This is a genomic window from Microbulbifer jejuensis (assembly GCF_047289955.1).
GTDB lineage: Bacteria > Pseudomonadota > Gammaproteobacteria > Pseudomonadales > Cellvibrionaceae > Microbulbifer.
In genome coordinates this window covers 18,997-40,664 of sequence record NZ_JBLBUB010000014.1, presented here as the reverse complement: position 1 = coordinate 40,664, position 21,668 = coordinate 18,997, and the positions used below count along the sequence as shown (strand labels likewise).

At 54.6% G+C, this 21,668-nt stretch carries 37 protein-coding genes; 6 read left to right on the top strand and 31 right to left on the bottom strand.

Annotated features, from left to right (window positions below; all coding sequences use genetic code 11):
• Nucleotides 1-32 precede the first annotated feature (32 nt).
• The 3 genes from pxpB to ACL7TT_RS10670 all read left to right on the top strand — a co-directional run bounded on the left by pxpB (nt 33) and on the right by ACL7TT_RS10670 (nt 3,617).
• Entirely contained in the window at nt 33-737 is a 705-nt protein-coding gene (gene pxpB / locus ACL7TT_RS10680; RefSeq protein WP_413395296.1) for a 5-oxoprolinase subunit PxpB, read from the top strand.
• Complete coding sequence (locus tag ACL7TT_RS10675; RefSeq protein WP_413395294.1) at nt 737-1,717, top strand: 5-oxoprolinase subunit C family protein; 981 nt, start codon at nt 737-739, stop codon at nt 1,715-1,717. Before pxpB ends, ACL7TT_RS10675 begins: the two co-directional genes overlap by 1 nt.
• 445 nt (nt 1,718-2,162) lie before the next feature.
• A complete protein-coding gene (locus ACL7TT_RS10670) occupies nt 2,163-3,617 on the top strand; it encodes a pectin acetylesterase-family hydrolase (protein WP_413395292.1) in 1,455 nt (484 codons plus the stop codon).
• A 95-nt stretch (nt 3,618-3,712) separates the two neighbouring features.
• Here ACL7TT_RS10670 and ACL7TT_RS10665 read toward each other — a convergent pair whose 3' ends face one another.
• The 30 genes from ACL7TT_RS10665 to rpsJ form a co-directional block, all read right to left on the bottom strand.
• Entirely contained in the window at nt 3,713-4,363 is a 651-nt protein-coding gene (locus ACL7TT_RS10665) for a hypothetical protein (RefSeq protein WP_413395290.1), read from the bottom strand.
• Between the two features lie 195 nt (nt 4,364-4,558).
• Nucleotides 4,559-4,807, bottom strand: coding sequence for a YeaC family protein (locus tag ACL7TT_RS10660; RefSeq protein ID WP_413395288.1), 249 nt, complete (start codon nt 4,805-4,807; stop codon nt 4,559-4,561).
• A gap of 79 nt (nt 4,808-4,886) precedes the next feature.
• The gene (rplQ, locus tag ACL7TT_RS10655) at nt 4,887-5,279 is read right to left on the bottom strand and encodes a 50S ribosomal protein L17 (protein ID WP_413395286.1); all 393 of its coding nucleotides are present in this window, start codon (nt 5,277-5,279) and stop codon (nt 4,887-4,889) included.
• Between the two features lie 125 nt (nt 5,280-5,404).
• Nucleotides 5,405-6,409, bottom strand: a complete 1,005-nt coding sequence (locus ACL7TT_RS10650) for a DNA-directed RNA polymerase subunit alpha (protein ID WP_413395284.1) — start codon at nt 6,407-6,409, stop codon at nt 5,405-5,407.
• 44 nt (nt 6,410-6,453) lie between these two features.
• On the bottom strand, nt 6,454-7,074 hold the full coding sequence (rpsD, locus tag ACL7TT_RS10645; RefSeq protein ID WP_413395283.1) for a 30S ribosomal protein S4: 621 nt from the start codon (nt 7,072-7,074) through the stop codon (nt 6,454-6,456).
• Between the two features lie 15 nt (nt 7,075-7,089).
• Nucleotides 7,090-7,479: a 30S ribosomal protein S11 gene (gene rpsK / locus ACL7TT_RS10640; RefSeq protein ID WP_020411406.1), complete on the bottom strand. Its 390-nt coding sequence runs from the start codon at nt 7,477-7,479 to the stop codon at nt 7,090-7,092.
• 87 nt (nt 7,480-7,566) lie between these two features.
• A complete protein-coding gene (gene rpsM, locus ACL7TT_RS10635; RefSeq protein WP_413395280.1) occupies nt 7,567-7,923 on the bottom strand; it encodes a 30S ribosomal protein S13 in 357 nt (118 codons plus the stop codon).
• 349 nt (nt 7,924-8,272) lie between these two features.
• Nucleotides 8,273-8,389 (bottom strand): 50S ribosomal protein L36, encoded by a 117-nt coding sequence (gene rpmJ / locus ACL7TT_RS10630; RefSeq protein WP_010133825.1) that lies wholly within the window; start codon nt 8,387-8,389, stop codon nt 8,273-8,275.
• Between the two features lie 41 nt (nt 8,390-8,430).
• Nucleotides 8,431-9,777: a preprotein translocase subunit SecY gene (gene secY / locus ACL7TT_RS10625; protein WP_413395278.1), complete on the bottom strand. Its 1,347-nt coding sequence runs from the start codon at nt 9,775-9,777 to the stop codon at nt 8,431-8,433.
• A gap of 11 nt (nt 9,778-9,788) precedes the next feature.
• A complete protein-coding gene (rplO, locus tag ACL7TT_RS10620) occupies nt 9,789-10,223 on the bottom strand; it encodes a 50S ribosomal protein L15 (protein WP_413395276.1) in 435 nt (144 codons plus the stop codon).
• 1 nt (nt 10,224) lies between these two features.
• Nucleotides 10,225-10,410, bottom strand: coding sequence for a 50S ribosomal protein L30 (gene rpmD / locus ACL7TT_RS10615; protein WP_299946515.1), 186 nt, complete (start codon nt 10,408-10,410; stop codon nt 10,225-10,227).
• 38 nt (nt 10,411-10,448) lie between these two features.
• Nucleotides 10,449-10,955 (bottom strand): 30S ribosomal protein S5, encoded by a 507-nt coding sequence (rpsE, locus tag ACL7TT_RS10610; RefSeq protein ID WP_413395274.1) that lies wholly within the window; start codon nt 10,953-10,955, stop codon nt 10,449-10,451.
• A gap of 10 nt (nt 10,956-10,965) precedes the next feature.
• Nucleotides 10,966-11,316 carry a 50S ribosomal protein L18 gene (rplR, locus tag ACL7TT_RS10605; RefSeq protein ID WP_299946511.1) on the bottom strand — a complete coding sequence of 117 codons (351 nt, stop codon included), beginning with the start codon at nt 11,314-11,316 and terminating at the stop codon, nt 10,966-10,968.
• Nucleotides 11,317-11,329: 13 nt separating this feature from the next.
• Entirely contained in the window at nt 11,330-11,863 is a 534-nt protein-coding gene (gene rplF, locus ACL7TT_RS10600; RefSeq protein ID WP_306039503.1) for a 50S ribosomal protein L6, read from the bottom strand.
• A gap of 12 nt (nt 11,864-11,875) precedes the next feature.
• Nucleotides 11,876-12,268 carry a 30S ribosomal protein S8 gene (rpsH, locus tag ACL7TT_RS10595; RefSeq protein WP_413395272.1) on the bottom strand — a complete coding sequence of 131 codons (393 nt, stop codon included), beginning with the start codon at nt 12,266-12,268 and terminating at the stop codon, nt 11,876-11,878.
• Between the two features lie 40 nt (nt 12,269-12,308).
• Nucleotides 12,309-12,614, bottom strand: coding sequence for a 30S ribosomal protein S14 (gene rpsN, locus ACL7TT_RS10590; protein WP_306039500.1), 306 nt, complete (start codon nt 12,612-12,614; stop codon nt 12,309-12,311).
• A gap of 9 nt (nt 12,615-12,623) precedes the next feature.
• Nucleotides 12,624-13,163: a 50S ribosomal protein L5 gene (gene rplE, locus ACL7TT_RS10585; RefSeq protein ID WP_299946499.1), complete on the bottom strand. Its 540-nt coding sequence runs from the start codon at nt 13,161-13,163 to the stop codon at nt 12,624-12,626.
• Between the two features lie 31 nt (nt 13,164-13,194).
• Nucleotides 13,195-13,506 (bottom strand): 50S ribosomal protein L24, encoded by a 312-nt coding sequence (gene rplX, locus ACL7TT_RS10580; RefSeq protein WP_299946496.1) that lies wholly within the window; start codon nt 13,504-13,506, stop codon nt 13,195-13,197.
• A gap of 20 nt (nt 13,507-13,526) precedes the next feature.
• Complete coding sequence (gene rplN / locus ACL7TT_RS10575) at nt 13,527-13,895, bottom strand: 50S ribosomal protein L14 (RefSeq protein WP_143729420.1); 369 nt, start codon at nt 13,893-13,895, stop codon at nt 13,527-13,529.
• Between the two features lie 46 nt (nt 13,896-13,941).
• A complete protein-coding gene (rpsQ, locus tag ACL7TT_RS10570) occupies nt 13,942-14,205 on the bottom strand; it encodes a 30S ribosomal protein S17 (protein ID WP_299946492.1) in 264 nt (87 codons plus the stop codon).
• A 2-nt stretch (nt 14,206-14,207) separates the two neighbouring features.
• Nucleotides 14,208-14,399, bottom strand: a complete 192-nt coding sequence (gene rpmC / locus ACL7TT_RS10565) for a 50S ribosomal protein L29 (protein ID WP_299946490.1) — start codon at nt 14,397-14,399, stop codon at nt 14,208-14,210.
• Nucleotides 14,399-14,812, bottom strand: a complete 414-nt coding sequence (gene rplP / locus ACL7TT_RS10560; RefSeq protein ID WP_299946488.1) for a 50S ribosomal protein L16 — start codon at nt 14,810-14,812, stop codon at nt 14,399-14,401. Before rplP ends, rpmC begins: the two co-directional genes overlap by 1 nt.
• An 11-nt stretch (nt 14,813-14,823) precedes the next feature.
• On the bottom strand, nt 14,824-15,504 hold the full coding sequence (rpsC, locus tag ACL7TT_RS10555) for a 30S ribosomal protein S3 (RefSeq protein WP_413395268.1): 681 nt from the start codon (nt 15,502-15,504) through the stop codon (nt 14,824-14,826).
• Between the two features lie 19 nt (nt 15,505-15,523).
• Complete coding sequence (gene rplV / locus ACL7TT_RS10550) at nt 15,524-15,856, bottom strand: 50S ribosomal protein L22 (RefSeq protein ID WP_299946484.1); 333 nt, start codon at nt 15,854-15,856, stop codon at nt 15,524-15,526.
• A 15-nt stretch (nt 15,857-15,871) separates the two neighbouring features.
• Nucleotides 15,872-16,150 carry a 30S ribosomal protein S19 gene (gene rpsS / locus ACL7TT_RS10545; RefSeq protein ID WP_299946482.1) on the bottom strand — a complete coding sequence of 93 codons (279 nt, stop codon included), beginning with the start codon at nt 16,148-16,150 and terminating at the stop codon, nt 15,872-15,874.
• Between the two features lie 37 nt (nt 16,151-16,187).
• Complete coding sequence (gene rplB, locus ACL7TT_RS10540) at nt 16,188-17,012, bottom strand: 50S ribosomal protein L2 (protein WP_299946480.1); 825 nt, start codon at nt 17,010-17,012, stop codon at nt 16,188-16,190.
• Between the two features lie 14 nt (nt 17,013-17,026).
• Nucleotides 17,027-17,323: a 50S ribosomal protein L23 gene (gene rplW / locus ACL7TT_RS10535; RefSeq protein WP_413395265.1), complete on the bottom strand. Its 297-nt coding sequence runs from the start codon at nt 17,321-17,323 to the stop codon at nt 17,027-17,029.
• Entirely contained in the window at nt 17,320-17,934 is a 615-nt protein-coding gene (gene rplD, locus ACL7TT_RS10530) for a 50S ribosomal protein L4 (RefSeq protein ID WP_299946478.1), read from the bottom strand. Before rplD ends, rplW begins: the two co-directional genes overlap by 4 nt.
• A 17-nt stretch (nt 17,935-17,951) precedes the next feature.
• Complete coding sequence (rplC, locus tag ACL7TT_RS10525; protein ID WP_299946476.1) at nt 17,952-18,587, bottom strand: 50S ribosomal protein L3; 636 nt, start codon at nt 18,585-18,587, stop codon at nt 17,952-17,954.
• A gap of 114 nt (nt 18,588-18,701) precedes the next feature.
• Nucleotides 18,702-19,013, bottom strand: coding sequence for a 30S ribosomal protein S10 (gene rpsJ, locus ACL7TT_RS10520; protein WP_010133849.1), 312 nt, complete (start codon nt 19,011-19,013; stop codon nt 18,702-18,704).
• A 175-nt stretch (nt 19,014-19,188) separates the two neighbouring features.
• On the opposite strand from rpsJ, the gene ACL7TT_RS10515 reads away from it, so the two are divergent.
• Nucleotides 19,189-19,665: an aminoacyl-tRNA deacylase gene (locus ACL7TT_RS10515; RefSeq protein ID WP_299946470.1), complete on the top strand. Its 477-nt coding sequence runs from the start codon at nt 19,189-19,191 to the stop codon at nt 19,663-19,665.
• Here the strand turns inward: ACL7TT_RS10515 and ACL7TT_RS10510 are convergent.
• Nucleotides 19,662-20,024 carry a hypothetical protein gene (locus ACL7TT_RS10510; RefSeq protein WP_413395262.1) on the bottom strand — a complete coding sequence of 121 codons (363 nt, stop codon included), beginning with the start codon at nt 20,022-20,024 and terminating at the stop codon, nt 19,662-19,664. The genes ACL7TT_RS10515 and ACL7TT_RS10510 overlap by 4 nt on opposite strands.
• 108 nt (nt 20,025-20,132) lie before the next feature.
• Between ACL7TT_RS10510 and ACL7TT_RS10505 the strand changes: the two genes are divergently transcribed.
• Nucleotides 20,133-20,756, top strand: coding sequence for an RNA polymerase sigma factor (locus ACL7TT_RS10505; RefSeq protein ID WP_413395261.1), 624 nt, complete (start codon nt 20,133-20,135; stop codon nt 20,754-20,756).
• A gap of 181 nt (nt 20,757-20,937) precedes the next feature.
• Nucleotides 20,938-21,333 (top strand): VOC family protein, encoded by a 396-nt coding sequence (locus ACL7TT_RS10500; RefSeq protein WP_413395259.1) that lies wholly within the window; start codon nt 20,938-20,940, stop codon nt 21,331-21,333.
• Nucleotides 21,334-21,668: the final 335 nt, after the last annotated feature.

Sequence of the window (21,668 nt, the reverse complement as noted above, 5' to 3'; positions counted from 1 at the left end):
ATACGGACCCCGACAGTTTCAGTTTCAAAATTATGGCAAACGGAGACTGCGCGCTGGATATCTGCTTTGCATCCCCACCGAGTGAAGACCTGAGCCGCTGTATTATCGGGATCAGGCAGTCGATCCAGAAGCGGGACTTCCCCGGCCTGGTTGATCTGATTCCCGCCTACCAGTGCCTGACGATTACTTTCGATCCACTCACCTGTAATCGCAGGCTTCTCACACAACAGCTAATAGAACTGGCTCAGGAGGTCATACAATCCCCCCCAGCGTTAAGAAGGAAGCCGCGTACCATCTCCATACCAGTTTGCTACGAAGAAGCATTTGCCCCGGACATGCACACAGTCAGTGAATACACAAAGTTATCCCGGGAGGAAATTATTGCCCTGCACACCCATCCACCCTATCTGGTGCATATGCTGGGCTTCTCACCGGGGTTTCTGTACCTAGGCGAGCTGGACCCACAGCTGCATTGCCCTCGCAAGCACACACCGCGCCTGCGGATTTCAGCGGGTGCTGTAGGCATCGGCGGCAGCCAGACCGGGGTTTACCCCCAGGCAACGCCCGGTGGTTGGCAGATCATCGGACAAACCCCCATCGGCCTGTTCCACCCTGCCAGCGATAGCCCCTGTATCGCTGAGCCCCTGGATATTGTCAAATTCCACCCGGTGGATATCACCCAGTTTGAGGCGATTAGGCAAAGTTACCCCCGCGCAAAATACAGGGAAAAACGCTGATGAGCATCTGCTTTACCCGTGCGGGCCTGCAAACCAGCGTTCAGGACTGTGGCCGCCCCGGCCTGATGCACTACGGCATTCCCCAGGGAGGTGCCGCCGATCCCCTGGCGATGACACTGGCAAACCTGATACTGGGCAATGTGACAAACAATCCAGTGATCGAAATCACCCTGACAGGACCCCGGATCGAATTTGGTTGCGACATCTCCATTGCCATTACCGGCGCCCAGTTTAAGGTCACCCACAATGGTAACGCCGTCAATAATTTTGAGACCATACAGATACAACGGGGCGACACTCTGGATTTCGCCCAGTTAATCAGCGGAGCCCGCGCCTATATTGGATTTTCCGGGAAAATGGTCGTACCGGAAATATTAGGTAGCTCGGCAACACACCTGATCAGCCATTTTGGCGGGCATCGGTGTGGCGCCATTACAGCTGGTGATAGTATTGATTTTTGCGATGTTCGAATAGCAAAAACCGTGCGCCTGGCCCGAAAGTTTCACCTTCACTACGCACCGCACCCACAATTTCGGGTGGTTTCTGGCCCGGATAAACACCTCTTTGACGACCATGTCATTGAGCAGTTTTACCACACCACTTACGCAGTATCGGCACAGAGTAACCGCATGGGTATTCGCTTGTGCCGCTCTTCCACCTCTCCCACCACGACAAGAAATGAAAGCGCGTTTGAACATATGATCTCATCCGGGCTCTACCCTGGAAGTATTCAGATTCCACCTAGCACCGAGCCCATTATTTCCTTTGTGGAGGGCCAGACTATTGGTGGCTATCCTCGCATTGCCCATGTTATCAAGGCGGATTTACACCGCCTCGGCCAGTTAAAACCCCATGATAAAGTTGACTTCCATCCTGTCGGGTTGGCGCAGGCAGCGCAGATTCTAAGGGAAAAATACCAGCGTCTTTTTGAACTCCAACAAAGCCTTGCCATTGGCAGCAAAGTCAGCTTGACTCTGTAGTATTTTAATTTTTTTTGTTATTTTTCTAAAAGTTTCGGATGAAAAATAACCAAAATTAACCTCCCTGTCTCATTCCGCACTGTCGTAAATACGCAACTTGAATATTCTCCAAACTAGTGCCGGTCCCGCACAAAAAGGGTTTCCACCAGGCAGCATCTTCTTTCTCTTTTCAGCGTTACCCGCTTGCAGAGAAAATGTTAGTTGAGGAAAAGACCAAATAGTCTTACATGACCAAATAGTTTTCATCAAAACTTCGCCTAGACCACCACAGAATTATTAACTACCCTCTGTAAGCTTTACCAAATCAGCAATTTGGACAAGTGTCTATTTTGGCCTGCCGGGAGAGGAAGGAATTACAGCAACGGCATCTTGCCTTGTACAGCTCAGCGCTATCCAAATAGCCTCGTCCAGAGAGAAAATACCAACTACCGGAAGGGGATTAATAATGATAAGAATTCTCCGTGGTTTTATGTCAGCCTTTATTGCCATCTCACTACTCACTGCCGCCTATGCGCAGGCCGAGCCGGGAGATTACAGTTTCTGGACCACCCTGAAACACCTGTTTGACCCTCCCGAGGCCAACGCACAGGTGACTCCTGAGCAGGCACAGGGCATGTACCCTCTCGCCCTGGATGACCCCAATTTTAACGATGGGTTCAGCCCCGGAAAATATGACCACTGGCAAAAAGTAGATGTTCCCGCCGATACCGGTGCCATGTGCGGTAATGGTTCGCCTTACAAGTTTTTTGTGTACCGGGTGCCGGATACCAGCAACACCATGTTCTATTTTGAAGGCGGTGGCGCCTGTTGGGATTATGAGAGCTGTTCCGGGGCTACAGGTATTCGCGGTGCACGCAATCCCAACGGTATTCCCGACAACTATGTACAGAACATCAACCTGCTGGACTTCCAAAATGCCGCCAACCTGGCCACCGCTGCAGTATCACCGCTGATTTACACCCACCATCCCTACAACCAATTTAAAACTGGTGAATGGAACCTGGTGTATGTGCCCTATTGCACAGGCGATATTTATGTGGGGGACAAAACGGAGGTCTATGAGGACGCCACGGGAGAGAATCCCGATCTGATATGGCACCACAATGGCGTGCGCAATGTGCAGGCGGTAACCTCTTGGGTCAAAAACAATTTACAAAAACCCAAGCAGATGGTGGCGGCGGGCTGCAGTGCCGGCAGTATCGGGGCGCTGCTGAACTATTCCAAGCTGCGCGCGGATATGGACGTGGACTACGGCTATCTGATTGATGATTCCGGCCCGCTCTACCGGGCCCCGCTGAACAGCGGAGACAACAACAGCTTTCCATCCCTACCCCTACACCAGAAAGTGCTGAGCTCCTGGACCACTTACTCCGCCGGTGGTGATCCCGATGATGTCAACCCGGTCAATATGCTCGCCAGCATTACTCCGGGATTCGACAAGAATGAACTGGCTTCGCTCTACTCCGCCCTGTCCGGTAAGTTTCCCAGTGACCGCCTCGGCATCACCCACTTCCTCGCTGACGGTAACTTCTCATCCTATTCCTACGAACGTTTCTATGAAGATATCTACAACGACCCGGATCCACAGTCCCGCCTGAACAAACTGCGCAACAAGTGGCAGCAGGACACTTTCGACAACCTGATTCCACAACTTGAGCAGACCAGCAACTGGGGCTACTATTTCCCGATGTACCGGGACTTCAATGAAAGTCACTGCACCACTATCCTGGATCTGGAATATGGCGAGATCGCCGAGCATGGGCTGGTATTGCGCGATTTCCTCAACAATATCGTCAACTACCAAGGCGGCGCCATGCTCCGAGCCTATGAATCAGATCAGGTTTCCGATTTCCAGAATAACCACAACTGGTTCTACGATTTGGTGGGCGGGCTGCTCTGACCGAGTGTTTGGATTTACCCGGCAACCCATTTGGTCGCCGGGTTCATAGTAGGATCCGTGATCCATGGTATGCGGCTGCTTGCATGGATCATCGGTCACTGGTTATTTTGACCTGAATACGCTTTTTCCCTCGCTTCCTGCAGACGCCTGCGAAGGTATTCCTGTTTGCTTATGCCACCGGGAAAATGTGTCATTCCCTGTACTTCAAGCACTATCTGCGCTTCTCTCTGTTTGTACTCGGCAAATCCCGGCACCGCTTCGTAGGGGTCATAGGCCGCTGTATTCTGCTGGGATTTCCTCTGGTAGCGCTCTACCAAATCACTGGCTGCCTGCTCGAACGCCTGCGCACTGACACTGTTACGCTCCAGCCAGGCCAGCTTCAGGGCCAGCGCCTCATAGGCCATGACACGCCCTTCAGACTCTATGGATTCGATCAGCTGCCAGACCTCCTCATCACTCAGCGACGAATCTCCATGGTTAAAATAGGCATCCAACGCCTGTTTATTCCGCTCCCTGCTCAGATAGGTTTTCACGCGCGGATCTGACAACAATCTGGCAGCCTCTTTACCACGCATTTTTTCAGGAGCCTGGCTCTGCAATGCGTGTAAATCCATCGAACGCGTTTCTACCTTCGCACCACGACTATTTCCGACATCATCAGGTGTTGGAATGAAATACCACCAGGTAGTGGCACCAGTGGCCAGAAGCAGGGTGATACCAACAGACAGCAGAATCTTATTATTCATTGTTGCCATTTCCGCGCTATATCGGGATAATGGGAGCAGTGTAATAGGCTTGGGGGAATGTGCAAGGCGCGCTGGACTATCTACACGCGAAGGCATGAACAAATCATGCTATGAAAGGAAGGAAATGAGTTAAAAAATCAACTCCCGCAATAACTGCTAAGCCCTGCGGCAGCAAAAAGGCAAAGCTGGTAAAAATTACACCCAGTTGATCTTCCGCTCGTCAGCAGACGGATTCCCACACGGGGTTTCTTTGCGGGGCACAAAGCCTGCCCGGGATGCTGGTGGCAGGTTGTGCTGCTCCCAACGGGCCACTGCCTCTCCACACCTGCGGCGTTGCGCATCGGTGAGTGTTTTCCCATCGGGCCATTTACCCAACTCAATAGCGCGTTTCAGGCTCCCTACAATGTGCGGATTGAGCGTGTTGAGCAATTCTTCGAAAGGCATGAAGCGGTAATCTCAGTTGGTGTCTGTACAAAAAAGCCGGTCGATGACCGGCTTTTTTTTGCTCCAGATGGGCCGCGATCTAGGCCTCGGCTGCTTCGGGCTCATCTTCCGCCTGGGGACGATCCACCAGTTCGACATAGGCCATCGGCGCCTTGTCGCCCGTCCGGAAGCCGCATTTCAAAATACGGATGTATCCACCTGGGCGAGCTTCATAGCGGGGACCCAGTTCATCGAACAGCTTGCGCACGGTGTCCTTGTCACGGGTACGGGCGAAAGCCAGGCGGCGATTGGCAACACTGTCCTTCTTGGCCAGGGTAATTAGCGGCTCGGCAACGCGGCGTAATTCCTTGGCCTTGGGCAGGGTGGTTTTGATCAGTTCGTGCTCCACCAGAGAGGCGGTCATGTTCTTGAACATGGCCTTGCGGTGGGCGCTGGTTCGGCTGAATTTACGGCCACTATAGCGATGACGCATGACTCAATTCCTTACGACCACAATTGTGCTGTCACAGCAGGTCGTTCTGGAGCGGCGTCACATCTAACTGTGGCACCACTCGGGTTTTCTCTACTTGTCACGACACTGCCGCGACTACCAAATACTTACAGTGGGCTTAATTTGCTGTCACCTTTAAGGCTGACCGGAGGCCAGTTTTCCAGGCGCATACCCAGAGACAGACCCCGGGAAGCCAATACGTCCTTGATTTCGGTCAGGGACTTTTTGCCAAGGTTCGGGGTCTTCAGCAGTTCCACTTCGGTGCGTTGAATCAGGTCACCGATATAATAGATATTTTCCGCTTTCAGACAGTTGGCCGAACGTACCGTCAGTTCCAGGTCGTCGACCGGACGCAACAGTACCGGATCGACCTCCGGCTCCTCCGCCTTGGGCTGTGCATCCTTTTCACCTTCCAGGTCCACAAATACCGCCAACTGTTGTTGCAGGATGGTGGCTGCGCGGCGGATCGCCTCTTCCGGGTCCAGAGTACCGTTGGTCTCCAGATCCAGAACCAGCTTGTCCAGGTCAGTGCGCTGCTCTACACGTGCGCTCTCCACACTGTAGGCCACACGGCGCACCGGACTGTAGGAGGCGTCCAGCTGCAAACGACCGATTGTGCGACCTTCCTCTTCCTCGCCACGGCGGGCGTCGGCGGGCTGGTAGCCACGACCGCGCGCCAGGGTAAGGCGAAGACTGAGCTCCACATCACCGGTGATGTTGGCAATCACGTGCTCGGGATTCACAATCTCGATATCGTGATCCGCCTGGATATCCCCAGCTGTCACTGCACCGGGCCCCCGCTTGCTCAGGCTCAATACCGCCTGATCCTTGCCGTGCATCACAACCGCGATTTCTTTCAGGTTGAGCAGGATCTCAATAACGTCTTCCTGCACACCTTCGATCGCGCTGTATTCGTGCTCGACACCGTCGATTTCAACTTCGGTGACAGCGCAGCCCGGCATGGAGGACAGCAAGATGCGACGCAGTGCGTTGCCAAGAGTGTGGCCAAAGCCACGTTCCAGGGGCTCCAGAACCACTTTGGCATGATTCGGATTGTACTCGGTGACGTCAATACGACGCGGTGTCAAAAACTCGTTGACAGCAGTCTGCATAGCCATACCTGTTTACAGTTGCACTCCATAAAGTGGACGAATTGTTACTTGGAGTACAGTTCCACGATAAGGTTTTCGTTGATCTCTGCAGGCAGATCGACACGATCCGGAATGCGCTTGAAAGTGCCTTCCAGTTTGCTCGCGTTCACATCCACCCACTCGACATCGCCACGCTGGGTAGCGAGTGATACAGAATTCTGGATACGCAGCTGCTTCTTGGCTTTCTCGCGCACAGCAACGACATCACCTTCTTGTACTTGGTAAGAAGGAATGTTTACAGTGGTGCCATTGACCAGAATTGCCTTGTGTGAAATCAGCTGGCGCGCTTCAGCGCGGGTAGAGCCAAAGCCCATACGGTAAACCACGTTGTCCAGGCGCTTTTCCAGAAGTTGCAACAAGTTTTCACCCGTTGCACCCTTAATGCGTGCCGCTTCCTTATAGTAGTTGCGGAACTGCTTTTCCAGTACACCATAAATGCGGCGAACCTTTTGCTTCTCGCGCAACTGAACGCCGTAGTCAGAAAGACGACCGCGGCCAGCACCGTGCTGGCCGGGCTTGGATTCTGCGCGACACTTGGAGTCGTGCGGACGCACGCCACTTTTCAGCTGCAGATCAGTGCCTTCACGGCGGGACAGTTTACATTTTGGTCCAATATAACGTGCCATTTTATCAGCCCCCTCTTACACGCGACGTTTTTTCGGCGGACGACAACCGTTATGCGGGATCGGCGTCACGTCGGTGATATTGGTGATTTTGTAGCCGCAGTTGTTCAGTGCGCGAACAGCAGATTCGCGACCGGGGCCCGGGCCCTTCACTTCTACGTCGAGGTTTTTCAGGCCATACTCCTGCGCTGCAGTACCTGCGCGCTCAGCGGCAACCTGGGCTGCAAACGGGGTGCTCTTACGCGAGCCACGGAAGCCAGATCCACCTGCGGTGGCCCAGCTGAGGGTATTACCCTGGCGATCAGTGATCGTCACGATCGTGTTGTTGAACGATGCGTGGATGTGGGCAATACCGTCGACAACGGTCTTTTTGACCTTTTTGCGAACAGTAGTTTTTGGCTTAGCCATACCAGTATCCTAAATCCTGTATCAAATCCCCTTGGTTTCTCACCGAAAAGGGGCTTGTTAAACCGCGATATCGCGCCTTAATCAGGCTTACTTGCGAATCGGCTTGCGCGGACCCTTGCGGGTGCGGGCATTGGTCTTGGTGCGCTGACCACGCAGCGGTAAGCTGCGACGGTGACGCAGACCACGGTAGCAACCCAGGTCCATCAAGCGTTTGATGTTCATGGAGACTTCGCGGCGCAGGTCGCCCTCTACAGTGAGTTTTGCAACTTCACCGCGGATAGTTTCGATCTGCTCTTCAGACAGGTCGCGGATTTTGGTGGATTCAGCGATACCAATCGCTGCCAAAATAGTTTTTGCCGCAGTCCGACCAACCCCGTAGATGTGGGTCAGGGAAATCACGGCGTGCTTGTGATCTGGTACATTGACACCAGCAATACGTGCCATAGAGGCGTACTCCACGTATTGGGAGCCACAGCTATTTAAGTATGTGACTCTACTTTGATTTCGGCGCTGACAGCGACTAAAAAACCGACGGCACCACTAAAAAGGCGCGCAAGAATAGCTTTTCAGACACCAATTTGCAATAGCCCGCATCCACTTCGGTTTCCCCAAGCGGATACGGACGACAGTCAGCGCCCCCAGTTGGGAGCCTGCATTAGTGGCCGGACTCCCACCCAAGCGAACGTAACGCCAGGGTACTGCCACTCCACAATACGCTGTAGTGGGTGGCAAATTCTTTCAGATTTATACAGAGAAACCCGAATCGGCAACTCCGCACAGGGCTGACCCAAGATTAGCCTTGACGCTGCTTGTGACGCGGCTCAGCGCTGCAGATTACCCGCAGAACACCCTTGCGGCGCACGATTTTGCAGTTACGGCAGATCTTTTTTACAGAAGCGCGTACTTTCATGACCTTACCTCAATTCAATCAAACTGCGAGCAGGTGGCGCACTAACGGCGACCGTAACTCTGCAGGTTCGCTTTTTTCATCATACCTTCGTACTGGTGCGACAGCAGATGCGATTGTACCTGTGCCATAAAGTCCATCACTACCACCACAACGATCAGCAGTGAGGTACCCCCCAGATAGAAGGGAACGTTAAATCCAACCACCAGGAACTGTGGCAGCAGGGATACCAGCGCGATATACACAGCACCGACCAGAGTGAGACGGGTCAGCACACTGTCGATATAGCGGGCAGTCTGCTCACCCGGGCGGATGCCCGGCACATAGGCACCGGACTTTTTCAGGTTGTCTGCCACTTCACTCGGATTGAACATCAAAGCCGTATAGAAGAAGCAGAAGAAACCAATCAGCAGTGCGAACAGAATAATATTCAGCGGCTGTCCCGGTCCCAGCTGCAACGCCATCCACTGTAGGATCTCGGCACCCATACCTTCGCCGCCCTGGCCAAACCACTGCGCCAGCGTAGCCGGGAACAGCAGGATACTGCTGGCGAAGATCACCGGGATAACACCGGCCATATTCACTTTCAGCGGCAGGTGGCTCGCCTGCGCAGCCGGTGCGGCGGAGTAGCGCCCCGCCTGGCGCCGGGCGTGGTTGATAGTGATACGACGCTGACCGCGCTCCATCACCACCACAAAGAATACCACGGCAATGCCGATGATACCGATGATCAGCAGCATCAGGACATGCAGCTCACCCTGCCGCGCCTGTTCAAACGCCTGGCCGATGGCACCGGGCAGGCCGGCCACGATACCGGCAAAAATCAGCATGGAAATGCCGTTGCCAACTCCGCGCTCAGTGATCTGCTCACCGAGCCACATCATAAAGACCGCGCCGGTCACCAGCGAGGTGACTGCCACAAAGTAAAAACCAAACGCAGGCTCGGCCGAGTAAGCCAGGTTCTGCCCGGCCAACCCGAAGGTCATGCCGATCCCCTGTATCAGAGCCAGAAGTACCGTCAAGTAACGGGTGTACTGGTTGATTTTGCGTCTACCGGCCTCCCCTTCCTTCTTCAATGCCTCCAAGGAGGGGGTGACCGCACTCATCAGCTGCATGATGATGGAGGCAGAGATATAGGGCATGATCCCCAATGCCAGAATACTCATCCTCTCCAGGGCGCCGCCGGAGAACATGTTAAACAGACCAAGGATGGTTCCCTGGTTCTGGTTAAACAGGTTTGCCAGTTTTTCCGGATCAATACCGGGCACCGGAATATGTGTTCCCAAACGGTAAACAAGAATCGCTAGGAACAGAAAACGAAGGCGAGCCCAAAGCTCGCCCAATCCCTTCCTGTTGCCCAGGGGATTTCCACCGGATCCTGGTCGTGCCATTGGCGCCTCGATTAGTCTTCTATTTTACCGCCAGCAGCTTCGATAGCCGCTTTTGCGCCCTTGCTTACTCCCAGCCCTTTTACGGTAACAGCTTTAGTCAGCTCACCTGAGAGAAACACCTTGGCGCGTTTAATATGGCTGCCGATAATATCGGCATTCTTAAGCGCTGCCAAATCGATTACATCATTTTCTACCTTGGCCAGCTCTGCCAGACGGATTTCCGCGGTGAAACGAGAAACACGCGCGGTGAAACCGTACTTCGGCAAGCGCTTTTGCAAAGGCATCTGACCGCCTTCGAAACCGGGTCGAACGCTGCCGCCGGAACGTGCTTTTTGACCTTTGTGGCCGCGGCCAGCGGTCTTGCCCAAACCACTACCGATACCACGACCCACACGCTTGGCAACTTGCTTGTGGCCCTGTACGGGAGATAAGTCGTTCAAACGCATGCTACTCTCCCTCAACCTGAACCAGGTAGTTTACTCTGTTGATCATGCCGCGCACGGAAGGCGTGTCTTCCACTTCCACTGTGTGGCCGATGCGGCGCAGGCCCAGACCCACAACGCACGCCTGATGACTTTTCAGGCGTCCATTGATACTTTTGATCTGGGTGACTTTAATGGTCTTCTTAGCCATGGTCTTAACCCACCAATAACCTTAAACCGAGGCTGCGATCAGCCCAGGATCTCTTCGACTGATTTACTGCGCTTGGCTGCCACATCCTCAGGGCTTTGCATCTGCTCCAGCGCCTTGAAGGTTGCGCGCACGACATTCACCGGATTGGTGGAACCGTAGCACTTGGCCAATACGTTGTGCACACCGGCCATTTCCAGAACAGAGCGCATGGCGCCGCCGGCAATAACACCGGTACCCTGGGAGGCGGGTTGCATGTAAATCTTGGAACCGCCGTGGCGGCCGTTGGTAGCGTACTGGATAGTGTCACCATTCAGCTCTACCTGGACCATGTTGCGGCGCGCGGCTTCCATCGCCTTCTGGATCGCAACCGGCACTTCTCGCGCCTTGCCTCGACCGAAACCAATGCGACCGTTGCCGTCGCCAACGACAGTCAGTGCGGTAAAGGCGAAAATACGACCACCTTTCACCGTCTTGGCAACGCGATTGACCTGGACCAGCTTCTCCTGCAGGCCTTCGTCGTTGCTTTTGTCTTTCTCTCTAGCCATAACTCAACCCTTAGAATTTCAGACCGGCTTCGCGGGCAGCGTCAGCCAGAGCCTTAACACGGCCGTGGTACTTAAAGCCGCTGCGATCAAAGGCAACCTCTTCAACGCCGGCGGCCTTGGCGCGTTCGGCAATCAGCTTGCCAACTGCAGTGGCGGCGTCAACGTTACCGGTTGTGCCTGTGCGCAGATCCTTGTCCAGGGTAGAGGCACAAGCCAGTACCGTACTGCCTTCAGCGGACAGAACCTGTGCATAAATGTGACGCGGTGTGCGGTTCACGGTGAGGCGAACAGCGCGTAGCTCACGGATCTTGGCGCGGGCACGACGTGCACGACGCAAGCGGGATGCTTTCTTAACGTTCATATCTATGCCCTACTTACTTCTTCTTGGCCTCTTTGCGATACACGCGCTCGTCCGCGTAGCGAACACCCTTACCTTTGTAGGGCTCCGGCGGACGGAAGGCGCGGATTTCGGCGGCCACCTGGCCCAACAGCTGCTTATCGCTGCTCTTCAGTACGATTTCAGTCTGGCTCGGCGTTTCCGCAGTCACACCCTCCGGCAACTGATAATCGATCGGGTGGGAGAAACCCAGGGTCAGGTTAACCTTTTTCCCGGCGGCTTTCGCACGATAACCAACACCCAGCAACTGCAGTTTCTTCTCAAAGCCAGCGCTTACGCCAACAACCATGTTGTTGACCAGCGCACGGGTAGTGCCTGATAGCGCCTTGGCCTGCTTGGAATTATTACGCGCGGCGAACGTCAGCTGGCTGTCTGCCTGGCTCACTGTTACATCACCGTGAATAACCATACTCAAGTTACCGTTACTACCTTTTACCGCGATATCCTGACCTTTCAGGTCGATGCTAACACCTGCGGGGACAACTATCGGACTATTTGCTATTCGAGACATGTTAACCCCCGTTTAGAATACGGTGCAGAGCACTTCGCCACCGACACCCGCCTGGCGCGCAGCGCGATCAGTCATCACACCCTTGGAGGTGGAAACAATCGCGATGCCCAGACCACCGCGCATGGTTGGCAGCGCTTTCTTACCGGAGTAAGCGCGCAGGCCCGGACGGGAAACGCGATCCAGTTCGGCGATAACCGGCTTGCCCTGAAAATATTTCAGGACAATAGTCAGTTCAGGCTTAGCGCTTTCACTTATATTCAAGTCAGTGACGTAACCTTCGTCTTTCAGGACTTTAGCTACCGCCACTTTCAGTTTGGATGATGGCAGGGTGACCTCCGCCTTTCCGCGCGCCAGGGCATTGCGGATGCGGGTCAGCATATCTGCCAGCGGATCTTGCATACTCATTTATTGAGGCTCCTCAAATCTGCCTAAAACCGGTTCGCCATTACCAGCTGGATTTCACCAGACCGGGCACATCACCGCGCATTGCCGCTTCGCGCAGTTTGTTACGACACAGGCCGAACTTGCGGTATACAGCGTGGGGGCGACCAGTGATACGGCAGCGGCGTTGCTGGCGTACCGGGCTTGCATCGCGCGGCAGTTTCTGCAGCTTGAGCTGAGCCTCCCACTGCTCCTCATCAGAAGCAGTGGCACTGGCGATGATCGCCTTCAGCTCTTGACGCTTGACGGCGTACTTAGCTGCGGTTCGAGCGCGCTTGTGCTCGCGCGCAATCATGGATTTCTTCGCCATGGAATCCTCTTAACCCTTGAGTGGGAAGTTGAACGCTTTCAGCAGTGCACGACCTTGATCGTCGTTTGCCGCTGTGGTGGTAATACAAATATCCAGGCCGCGGAGCTTGTCTACTTTGTCATAGTCAATTTCCGGGAAGATAATTTGCTCGGTCACACCCATTGAGAAATTGCCGCGGCCATCAAACTGCTTCGGGCTGATGCCTCGGAAGTCGCGGACACGCGGGATTGCGATGTCGATCAAACGCTCCAGGAATTCGTACATGCGCTCACCGCGCAGCGTTACCTTGCAGCCGATCGGCCAACCATCGCGGATCTTAAAGCCCGCAATAGATTTACGCGCTTTAGTCACAATAGGCTTCTGACCAGTAATTGCTGTCATATCGTTGACAGCGTGATCCAGCACCTTCTTATCACCAATCGCTTCACCAACACCCATGTTGACGGTGATCTTGGTGATGCGCGGCACTGCCATCACATTCTCAAGGCCCAGCACTTCTTTGAGCTTGGGCGCGAGTTCTTTCGTGTAGAGCTCTTTAAGCTTTGCCATGATCTACCAACCTGCTTCTGCGCCTAATGCCCTAGATGGCTTCGCCGCTGGATTTGAAGACGCGAATCTTACTGCCGTCTTCCAGTACTTTAAAGCCCACCCGATCAGCCTTCTGGGTGTTGGGGTTAAAGATGGCCACATTGGAGGCCTGCAGGGCAGACTCTTTCTCAACAATGCCACCGGCAACGCCCAACTGGGGATTCGGCTTTTGGTGTTTTTTGATCATCTGTACACCGGCAACAATCAGGCGGCCGTCGTTCAGTACCTTACGCACCGATCCACGCTTGCCCTTGTCGCGACCGGCGATGACGATCACTTCGTCGTCACGCTTGATCTTGCGCATAACTCTTCTCCGCTTGAGGCCTAGATAACTTCGGGAGCGAGCGAGATGATCTTCATGAACTTCTCACCGCGCAGTTCGCGCGTTACCGGACCAAAAATACGGGTGCCAACCGGCGCCAATTGCTGGTTGAGCAGTACCGCTGCGTTATCGTCAAATTTAATCAGGGAGCCATCTGCGCGGCGCACACCTTTTCTGGTGCGAACCACAACAGCGTTCATTACCTGACCCTTCTTTACTTTACCGCGGGGGATGGCTTCCTTAACGGTCACCTTAATAATGTCACCCACGCCAGCATAACGACGATGGGAGCCGCCCAGCACCTTGATGCACATGACGCGGCGAGCCCCACTGTTGTCAGCTACTTCTAAGTAGGATTCCGCTTGAATCATTGTCTCTCTCCGAAACCTTTCAATTCGGCAGTCAATGCGCTAGGGGTTAAACCTTCGCCGCACGCTCTACAATTTTCTGTAAAGCCCAGGATTTGCTCTTGGACAGCGGACGAGACTCCTCAATGGTGACAACATCGCCGATATTGCATTCATTGCTCTCGTCATGCGCCTTGAGCTTGGTGGACTTGTTTACAATTTTGCCGTAGATCGGGTGCTTAACACGGCGCTCGATCAAAACGGTGATGGTTTTTTCCATCTTGTCACTCACGACTTTGCCGGTAAGTGTGCGCTTCAGTTTTGCTTCAGCCATGATTAATTACCTGCCTTCTCGGTCAACACAGTCTTAATGCGAGCAATGTCGCGACGAGCCTGCTTCAGCAGATGGGTCTGAGCCAGCTGACCGGTGGACTTTTGCATGCGAAGTTTGAACTGAGCCTCAAGTTGATTCAAAAGCTCCTGGTTCAACTCTTCAACTGACTTTTCGCGTAGATCTGCAGTCTTCATTACATCACCGAACGCTTAACGAAAGTTGTTTTTACAGGCAGCTTGGCCGCGCCCAAGGCGAAAGCCTCGCGAGCCAGCTCCTCGGACACCCCCTCCATTTCATAGAGGACCTTGCCCGGCTGGATCTGCGCCACCCAATATTCAACGCCCCCTTTACCTTTACCCATACGGACTTCGAGGGGCTTGTTGGTAATGGGCTTGTCCGGAAACACGCGAATCCAGATTTTACCACCACGTTTTACATGGCGGGTCATTGCACGGCGAGCCGCTTCTATCTGGCGTGCGGTAATGCGACCGCGACCGATAGACTTCAGGCCGAACTCGCCAAAGCTCACTTTTGAGCCGCGCTGGGAAAGCCCGCGATTGCGGCCTTTCTGTACCTTGCGGAATTTTGTACGCTTTGGTTGCAGCATCTGCGTACCCCTTATTTAGCAGCTTTCTTGCGGCTCTTCACCGGCTTCTCATCGGGTATTTCGTCACCGATGACTTCGCCTTTAAAGATCCACACCTTGATACCGATGATGCCGTAAGTGGTCATCGCTTCGGCGGTGGCATAGTCGATGTTGGCGCGCAGGGTGTGCAGGGGCACACGGCCCTCCCGGTACCATTCGGTGCGGGCGATTTCCGCTCCACCGAGACGACCGCTGACCTGTATCCTGATACCCTGAGCGCCCTGTCGCATCGCATTTTGTACCGCACGCTTCATCGCGCGACGGAACATAACGCGGCGTTCCAGTTGCTGAGCGACGTTCTGGGCCACCAGGGTGGCATCCACGTCAGGCTTGCGAACCTCTGCGATGTCGATGTGCACAGGCACGCCCATTCGCGCGCTAACCTCTTTGCGCAGACGCTCAACGTCTTCGCCTTTTTTACCGATCACAATACCCGGTCGCGCGGTGTGAATAGTCACTCGTGCGGTGTTCGCCGGGCGTTGGATCTCGATACGGCTCACAGAGGCGTGGGCCAGTTTTTTGCGAATGTACTCGCGAACTTTCAGATCCGTGTACAGCTTGTCTGCGTACTCGTCACTGCCGGCATACCAAACAGAAGTATGCTTTTTAACGATACCCAGACGAATGCCGGTAGGATGTACTTTTTGTCCCATGGTTTTCTCGCCTGCTCTGTTATTTCTCGGCCACTTTCACAGTGATGTGACAAGTACGCTTAAGAATACGATCGGCACGGCCTTTCGCGCGCGGTTTAATGCGCTTCATGGTCATACCTTCATCCACAAAAATTGTGGAGACTTTCAGCTCGTCAACATCCGCACCTTCGTTGTGCTCGGCATTGGCAATGGCCGACTCCAGAATCTTCTTGACAATCGCCGCACCCTTTTTATTGCTGAATGCGAGGATGTCCAGAGCTTCTTCAGCGCCTTTGCCGCGCACCTGATCCGCTACCAGTCGCGCCTTTTGCGCCGATAGTTGTGCGCCGCGTAATTTTGCTGCTACTTCCATCTTTATAACCTCGGCTTAGCGCTTCTTCGCTTTCTTGTCCGCAGTGTGACCGCGGTAGGTACGGGTAGCAGCGAACTCGCCCAACTTGTGGCCAACCATTTCCTCATTAACCAAAACGGGGACGTGCTGACGACCGTTGTGTACGGCAATTGTCAACCCAACCATTTCCGGCATAATCATAGAACGGCGGGACCAGGTTTTAATCGGTCGACGATCATTGGCTGCAATCGCCGCCTCCACCTTTTTGATCAGATGCAGATCAATAAAGGGACCTTTCTTTAAGGAGCGTGGCACTGTCGATTCCTCTCTAGCTGCTCAGACGTCGCGTGGCTTACTTGCCGCGGCGACGTACAATCATCTTATCGGTGCGCTTGTTCTTGCGCGTTTTCTTACCTTTGGTCGGCACACCCCACGGCGTCACCGGATGGCGCCCACCAGAGGTACGGCCTTCACCACCACCGTGCGGATGGTCGACCGGGTTCATCGCCACACCGCGAACAGTCGGGCGAACACCGCGCCAGCGCGCGGCACCAGCTTTACCTAACTTGCGCAGGCCGTGTTCAGAATTGCCCACTTCCCCCAGGGTTGCACGGCACTCAGCGAGCACCTTGCGCGTTTCTCCAGAGCGCAGACGAATGGTTGCGTACTGGCCCTCCCTCGCCACCAGTTGCACGGCAGCACCGGCAGAGCGTGCCAGTTGGGCACCTTTGCCCGGCTTCAGCTCGATCGCATGGATCACAGAACCCACCGGAACATTGCGCAGAGGCAGGGTATTGCCCACCGCAATCGGTGCGGCATCGCCAGACTGAATGGTGGCACCCGCCTTGAGCCCCTTCGGCGCGATAATGTAACGGCGCTCACCATCGGCATAACACACCAGAGCGATGTGTGCGCTGCGGTTCGGATCGTACTCCAGACGCTCAACTTTAGCCGGAATACCGTCTTTGTTGCGCTTGAAATCGATGGCGCGGTAGTGCTGCTTATGGCCACCACCGATGTGACGGGTAGTGATACGACCATTGTTGTTACGGCCACCACTTTTGCTTTTACTCTCCAGCAGAGGCGCGTATGGAGCCCCCTTGTGCAGGTCGGGGTTTACAACCTTTACCAGGTGACGGCGGCCCGCGGAGGTCGGTTTTGTTTTGACAATTGCCATGCTAACAGTCCCCTTTACTCAGCAGCTTCAAAGTTGATGTCGCTGCCTTCAGCCAGGCGGACATAGGCTTTTTTCCAGTCGCTGCGACGGCCCATGCCGTTGCGAGTGCGCTTGGTTTTACCTTTTACGTTCACGGTGCGAACCTGCTCAACGGAGACGTTAAACAGTTTCTCGACCGCAACCTTGATCTCCGCTTTCTCGGCATCGGTGGAAACCTTGAAAACCACCTGGTTGGCACTATCGGCCAACCCTGCAGCTTTTTCGGAAATTACCGGGCCCAGCAGTACTTTGTAGAGTCGCTCTTGGTTCATCCCAGCACCTCCTCAATCTTCTTGAGCGCGGCCACGGTTACCACGACCTTGTCAAAACGAATCAGGCTGACGGGATCAATTGCCTGTACATCGCGGACGTCGATCTTGTGCAGATTGCGCGCGGCCAGGTAGAGATTTTCGCTCACCTCTTCGGTCACGATCAGCGCCTCGGACAAGTCAAACTGGGCCAGCTTACTGACCAGCTGTTTGGTTTTAGGCGCATCCACGTCAAAGGACTCCACCACCACCAGCCGCTCCTGCCGAGCCAGCTCAGACAGAATGCTGCGCAGCGCAGCGCGGTACATTTTCTTATTCAGCTTTACGCCGTGATCGCGTGGCTCAGCGGCAAAGGTTACCCCACCGGAACGCCACAACGGGCTGCGAATAGTACCGGCGCGCGCACGGCCGGTGCCTTTCTGACGCCAGGGCTTTTTGCCACCACCGGAAACCGCGGAGCGATTTTTTTGCGCCTTGGTGCCCTGACGTGCGCCAGCCATATAGGCGACAACGGTCTGATGCACCAGATCCTGATTAAATTCACGCCCGAAAGTCACTTCAGAGACAGCTATTGTGCCTTTGGCGCCTTCGGGAGTAGCGATATTCAGTTCCATATCCATTTCCCCCAGACTTAGGCTTTCACTGCCGGACGAACGATTACATTGCCACCGGGAGCGCCGGGTACGGCACCTTTAACCAGCAATAAACTACGCTCAGCATCGACACGAACAACTTCCAGGTTTTGCACGGTTACGCGCTCAGCACCCATATGCCCGGCCATCTTCTTACCTTTCCATACCCGGCCAGGAGTCTGGCACTGACCGATAGAGCCGGGTGCCCGATGGGAAAGAGAGTTACCGTGAGTGGCGTCCTGGGTGCGAAAATTCCAGCGCTTAACACCGCCCTGGAAACCTTTACCTTTGGAGGTACCGGTGACATCGATCTTCTGGCCAGCTTCGAAGCTGGAAGCAGTGATTTCAGAACCGATTTCGAAAGTCTCTTCAGAATCGTCAGTGCGCAGTTCGAAAAGACGGGTGCCAGCCTCTACGCTGGCTTTGGCGAAGTGGCCCGCTTCGGGCTTGGAGACGCGGGAAGCCTTGCGCTTACCCACTGCCACTTGGACAGCGGCATAGCCGTCAGCTTCCACAGTTTTCACTTGGGTGACGCGATTCGGAGCAACCTCGATTACGGTTACCGGAATAGATACGCCATCTTCTGTGAAGATGCGAGTCATGCCGCTCTTGCGGCCGACAATACCTGTTGTCATCTTTTTCAACCTCTCAGTGCACGGGGCTTTAACCCACTGCGGCCGCCCAGTTTCAGAGCGTTACACTACCCAGACCTTTTTCGCCCGGGGTTCGGATTTGGTAGTTAGTAAAAGTTAGCCGAGACTAATCTGGACCTCAACACCGGCGGCCAGATCGAGCTTCATCAGCGCATCGACGGTTTTCTCGGTCGGCTCAACAATGTCCAGCAAACGCTTGTGCGTACGAATTTCGTACTGGTCGCGCGCGTCTTTGTTAACGTGCGGAGAAATCAGCACAGTGTACTTTTCTTTGCGCGTCGGCAGCGGGATTGGGCCGCGTACCTGAGCACCGGTGCGCTTGGCCGTCTCTACAATCTCCTGTGTAGACGCATCGATCAGCTTGTGATCAAAGGCCTTCAGGCGAATTCGGATACGTTGACCCTGCATGGAATCAAACTCCAACTAAGAAATAAAGAACGTCCTTCTACGCAGCCCCGAGGGCGGGCGAAAAGGAGCGCGAATTCTACGGTCCGTGCGGGAGGCTGTCAACCGCGCACGCGCACAAATTTCACCCGGCGAAACTACAATGGAGTATCCGCAGTGAAATGAGGAGGGTTCCAATATGACCATTGCCGCAAGATTGAGCCAATATCTTAATGACCAATCGGTCGATTACCATTTGATTCAACACCCCCACAGCCGCACCAGCCGCGAGAGTGCCCATGCCGCCCACGTGCGGGAAGACCAAGTTGCCAAGGCGATTCTGCTCCGGGACGAAGAGGGCCCTGTGCTGGTGGTTATCCCTGCAAGCAGCAGCCTGGATATGCGTGCAGTACACGATGAAACCGGGCGAAACGGTCTGGAGATGGTAGCGGAAAATGAGCTTGGCTCAATTTTCCCCGACTGTGAGCTGGGCGCCCTGCCGCCTGTGGGACAAGCCTATGGCATTACAACCATGCTCGACAGCAGCCTGAGTCACTGTGAAACCATTTATTTCGAGGCCGGTGACCACGAGGAGCTGGTGGAGATGGATGGCCCCCTCTTCCTTAAATTGTTCGAGGGCTGCCCGCGCTGCGACCTGAGCAAGGACTGGCCCTAGGAAAAGCGGGAGAGCAATGACCCCGCCTCCCCGGAGACCAGAAATTCTCGCAGGGGGACTTCGCTGCGAAATTGTCCCACTCTGGGCGACTGAGCGGTCGATTGTCCGCCTGCCGCTGCCCCGGGATACACCTCAGCCACCATAAAACTGACCTCTTTACATCCCGATAGCAGGGCGACAGGGAAAACCACCCACTGATCTGACTGATCAGCGCCGCGGGTTTTCCCGAATGCACCCGCTGATATCGCCGACCAGACAAAGCGTACACACGACACCGGAAGGGGCTGGTGTGCTCCCTGAGATGCAAGCGGGACAGACAGTTGCACCGGTTTTTCAAGCGCCCCAATCTCACAGACCATAAAAAATCCGTATCATACGGGCAAACAACAAAAATGGCGTAACCGCAGACAACTTACCCTGCCAAACGCATCGCGCCCCCTTTACGTCCCCACTTATGGAGGTTACTAATGGCTGTCGATCAATACCGACAATGGCTGCGCACCGCCGCCCGACTTTCCCAGCGGGACCACGAGGCAGAAGACCTGCTACAGGAAGGCCTGCTCGCCGCTGTCAAGGCACAGCGAAAACCCATTCAAGATGCCGGGGATGCGGCCTGGTTTTACGGGGTACTGCGCAATCTCGCCGCCATGAATACCCGCCAAGCCAAGCGTCGCCAGGTGCGTGAAGCAAGCTATGCTTCAGGCGAAGGTGAATCCAACGCCGACTTGGTCACATTCGACGAAGATACTATTCCGACCCTGCCCACCGGGCAGCGCTTGATTCTACTCCTGACTTTAAATGGGCTCAGCAAAGGTGAGATCTGCCGGGTACTCAGCATTTCCGATGCCGCCCTGCGGCAACGTCTCAGCGCCCTGCGAAAGAAGCTGGCTTCACAACAATCAAACAGCAGGACCGATCCCGCGGGCCTGGCCGCAGCCTATGCCGCACGCCTGGATAAAACAAATCCTTCCGGGGCCGGCCTCCGGCGAGCGGCCCTGGCACGCGGCCCCTCGCGCCTGTCCAGCTTTCGTTTCGGTATCACCGACCCGGACAGCAACCTTTTTACGATCAGCCATTCGAGCAAAAAATAGCACAGGTCACCCATTGCCAGATACCCAGGCGCTGAATGCCCAGCCGCTGCAGTGGCGAGCCGCGATTGAACAGCGAACCGCGAAAATCTGACAAGCCGCTCACAAAATACCGGACAGCGGCAACTAACAGGTATCCGACAGGCGGATATAGACTTAAACCAATCGCAAGCTGGAGAGCATTATGTTGCAAAATTCGCGTATCGAGGCCGTTGTCTTTTTTGTCAAAAATCTGCACAACACCCAGCAGTTCTACGAGAGTACTCTTGGGCTCAAAACTTCCTGGGCAGCGGGCACAGAAGAAGGAGAACGGGGAGAAGGTGGCGGCCACCTGATGGCCCATATCGGTGATTCCGTGCTGATCTTTTTTGAAGGGGATGAGAAACCTGCACGTACGCCTATTCTCGTTTTTTCGGTTGGCGACAGTGAGATTCACCGCATGGTGGAACACCTGACTACCCACCATGTGGAAATCCTGGCCCCGGTACAGCACGCCCCGGACGGCGGATTGACAGCGGACTTCGCAGACCCGGATGGACATGTACTGAGTATTTACCAATCCCCTGATGAAAAATGTTAGTAGGCTAAAGACCATTTCTGACTTTCTGTTCAGCATCCATAAAGCGGGTCTCATCTGAGGCTCGCCTTTTATACTTCCCCGGCTCGGATTTCACACCTGCCTTAAGGCTCCCCCCTAATTTAAGCTTTTCTGTAAAATACACTGACATAGAACAAGCACACTGAGCAGGCAATGATTTCCGTTGGCTTCGGGTCTACCATGACAGGGATAGCGGCCCTTTGAGCCAATATCCATTGCTAACTGGGAAACCACTTCCCGGCCCGAGTATTCTCAAACAACACGCTTAACGAAATAGGGGTATCAGGTATAAGAAGGAACAGAAGCAGGGCTCGAGA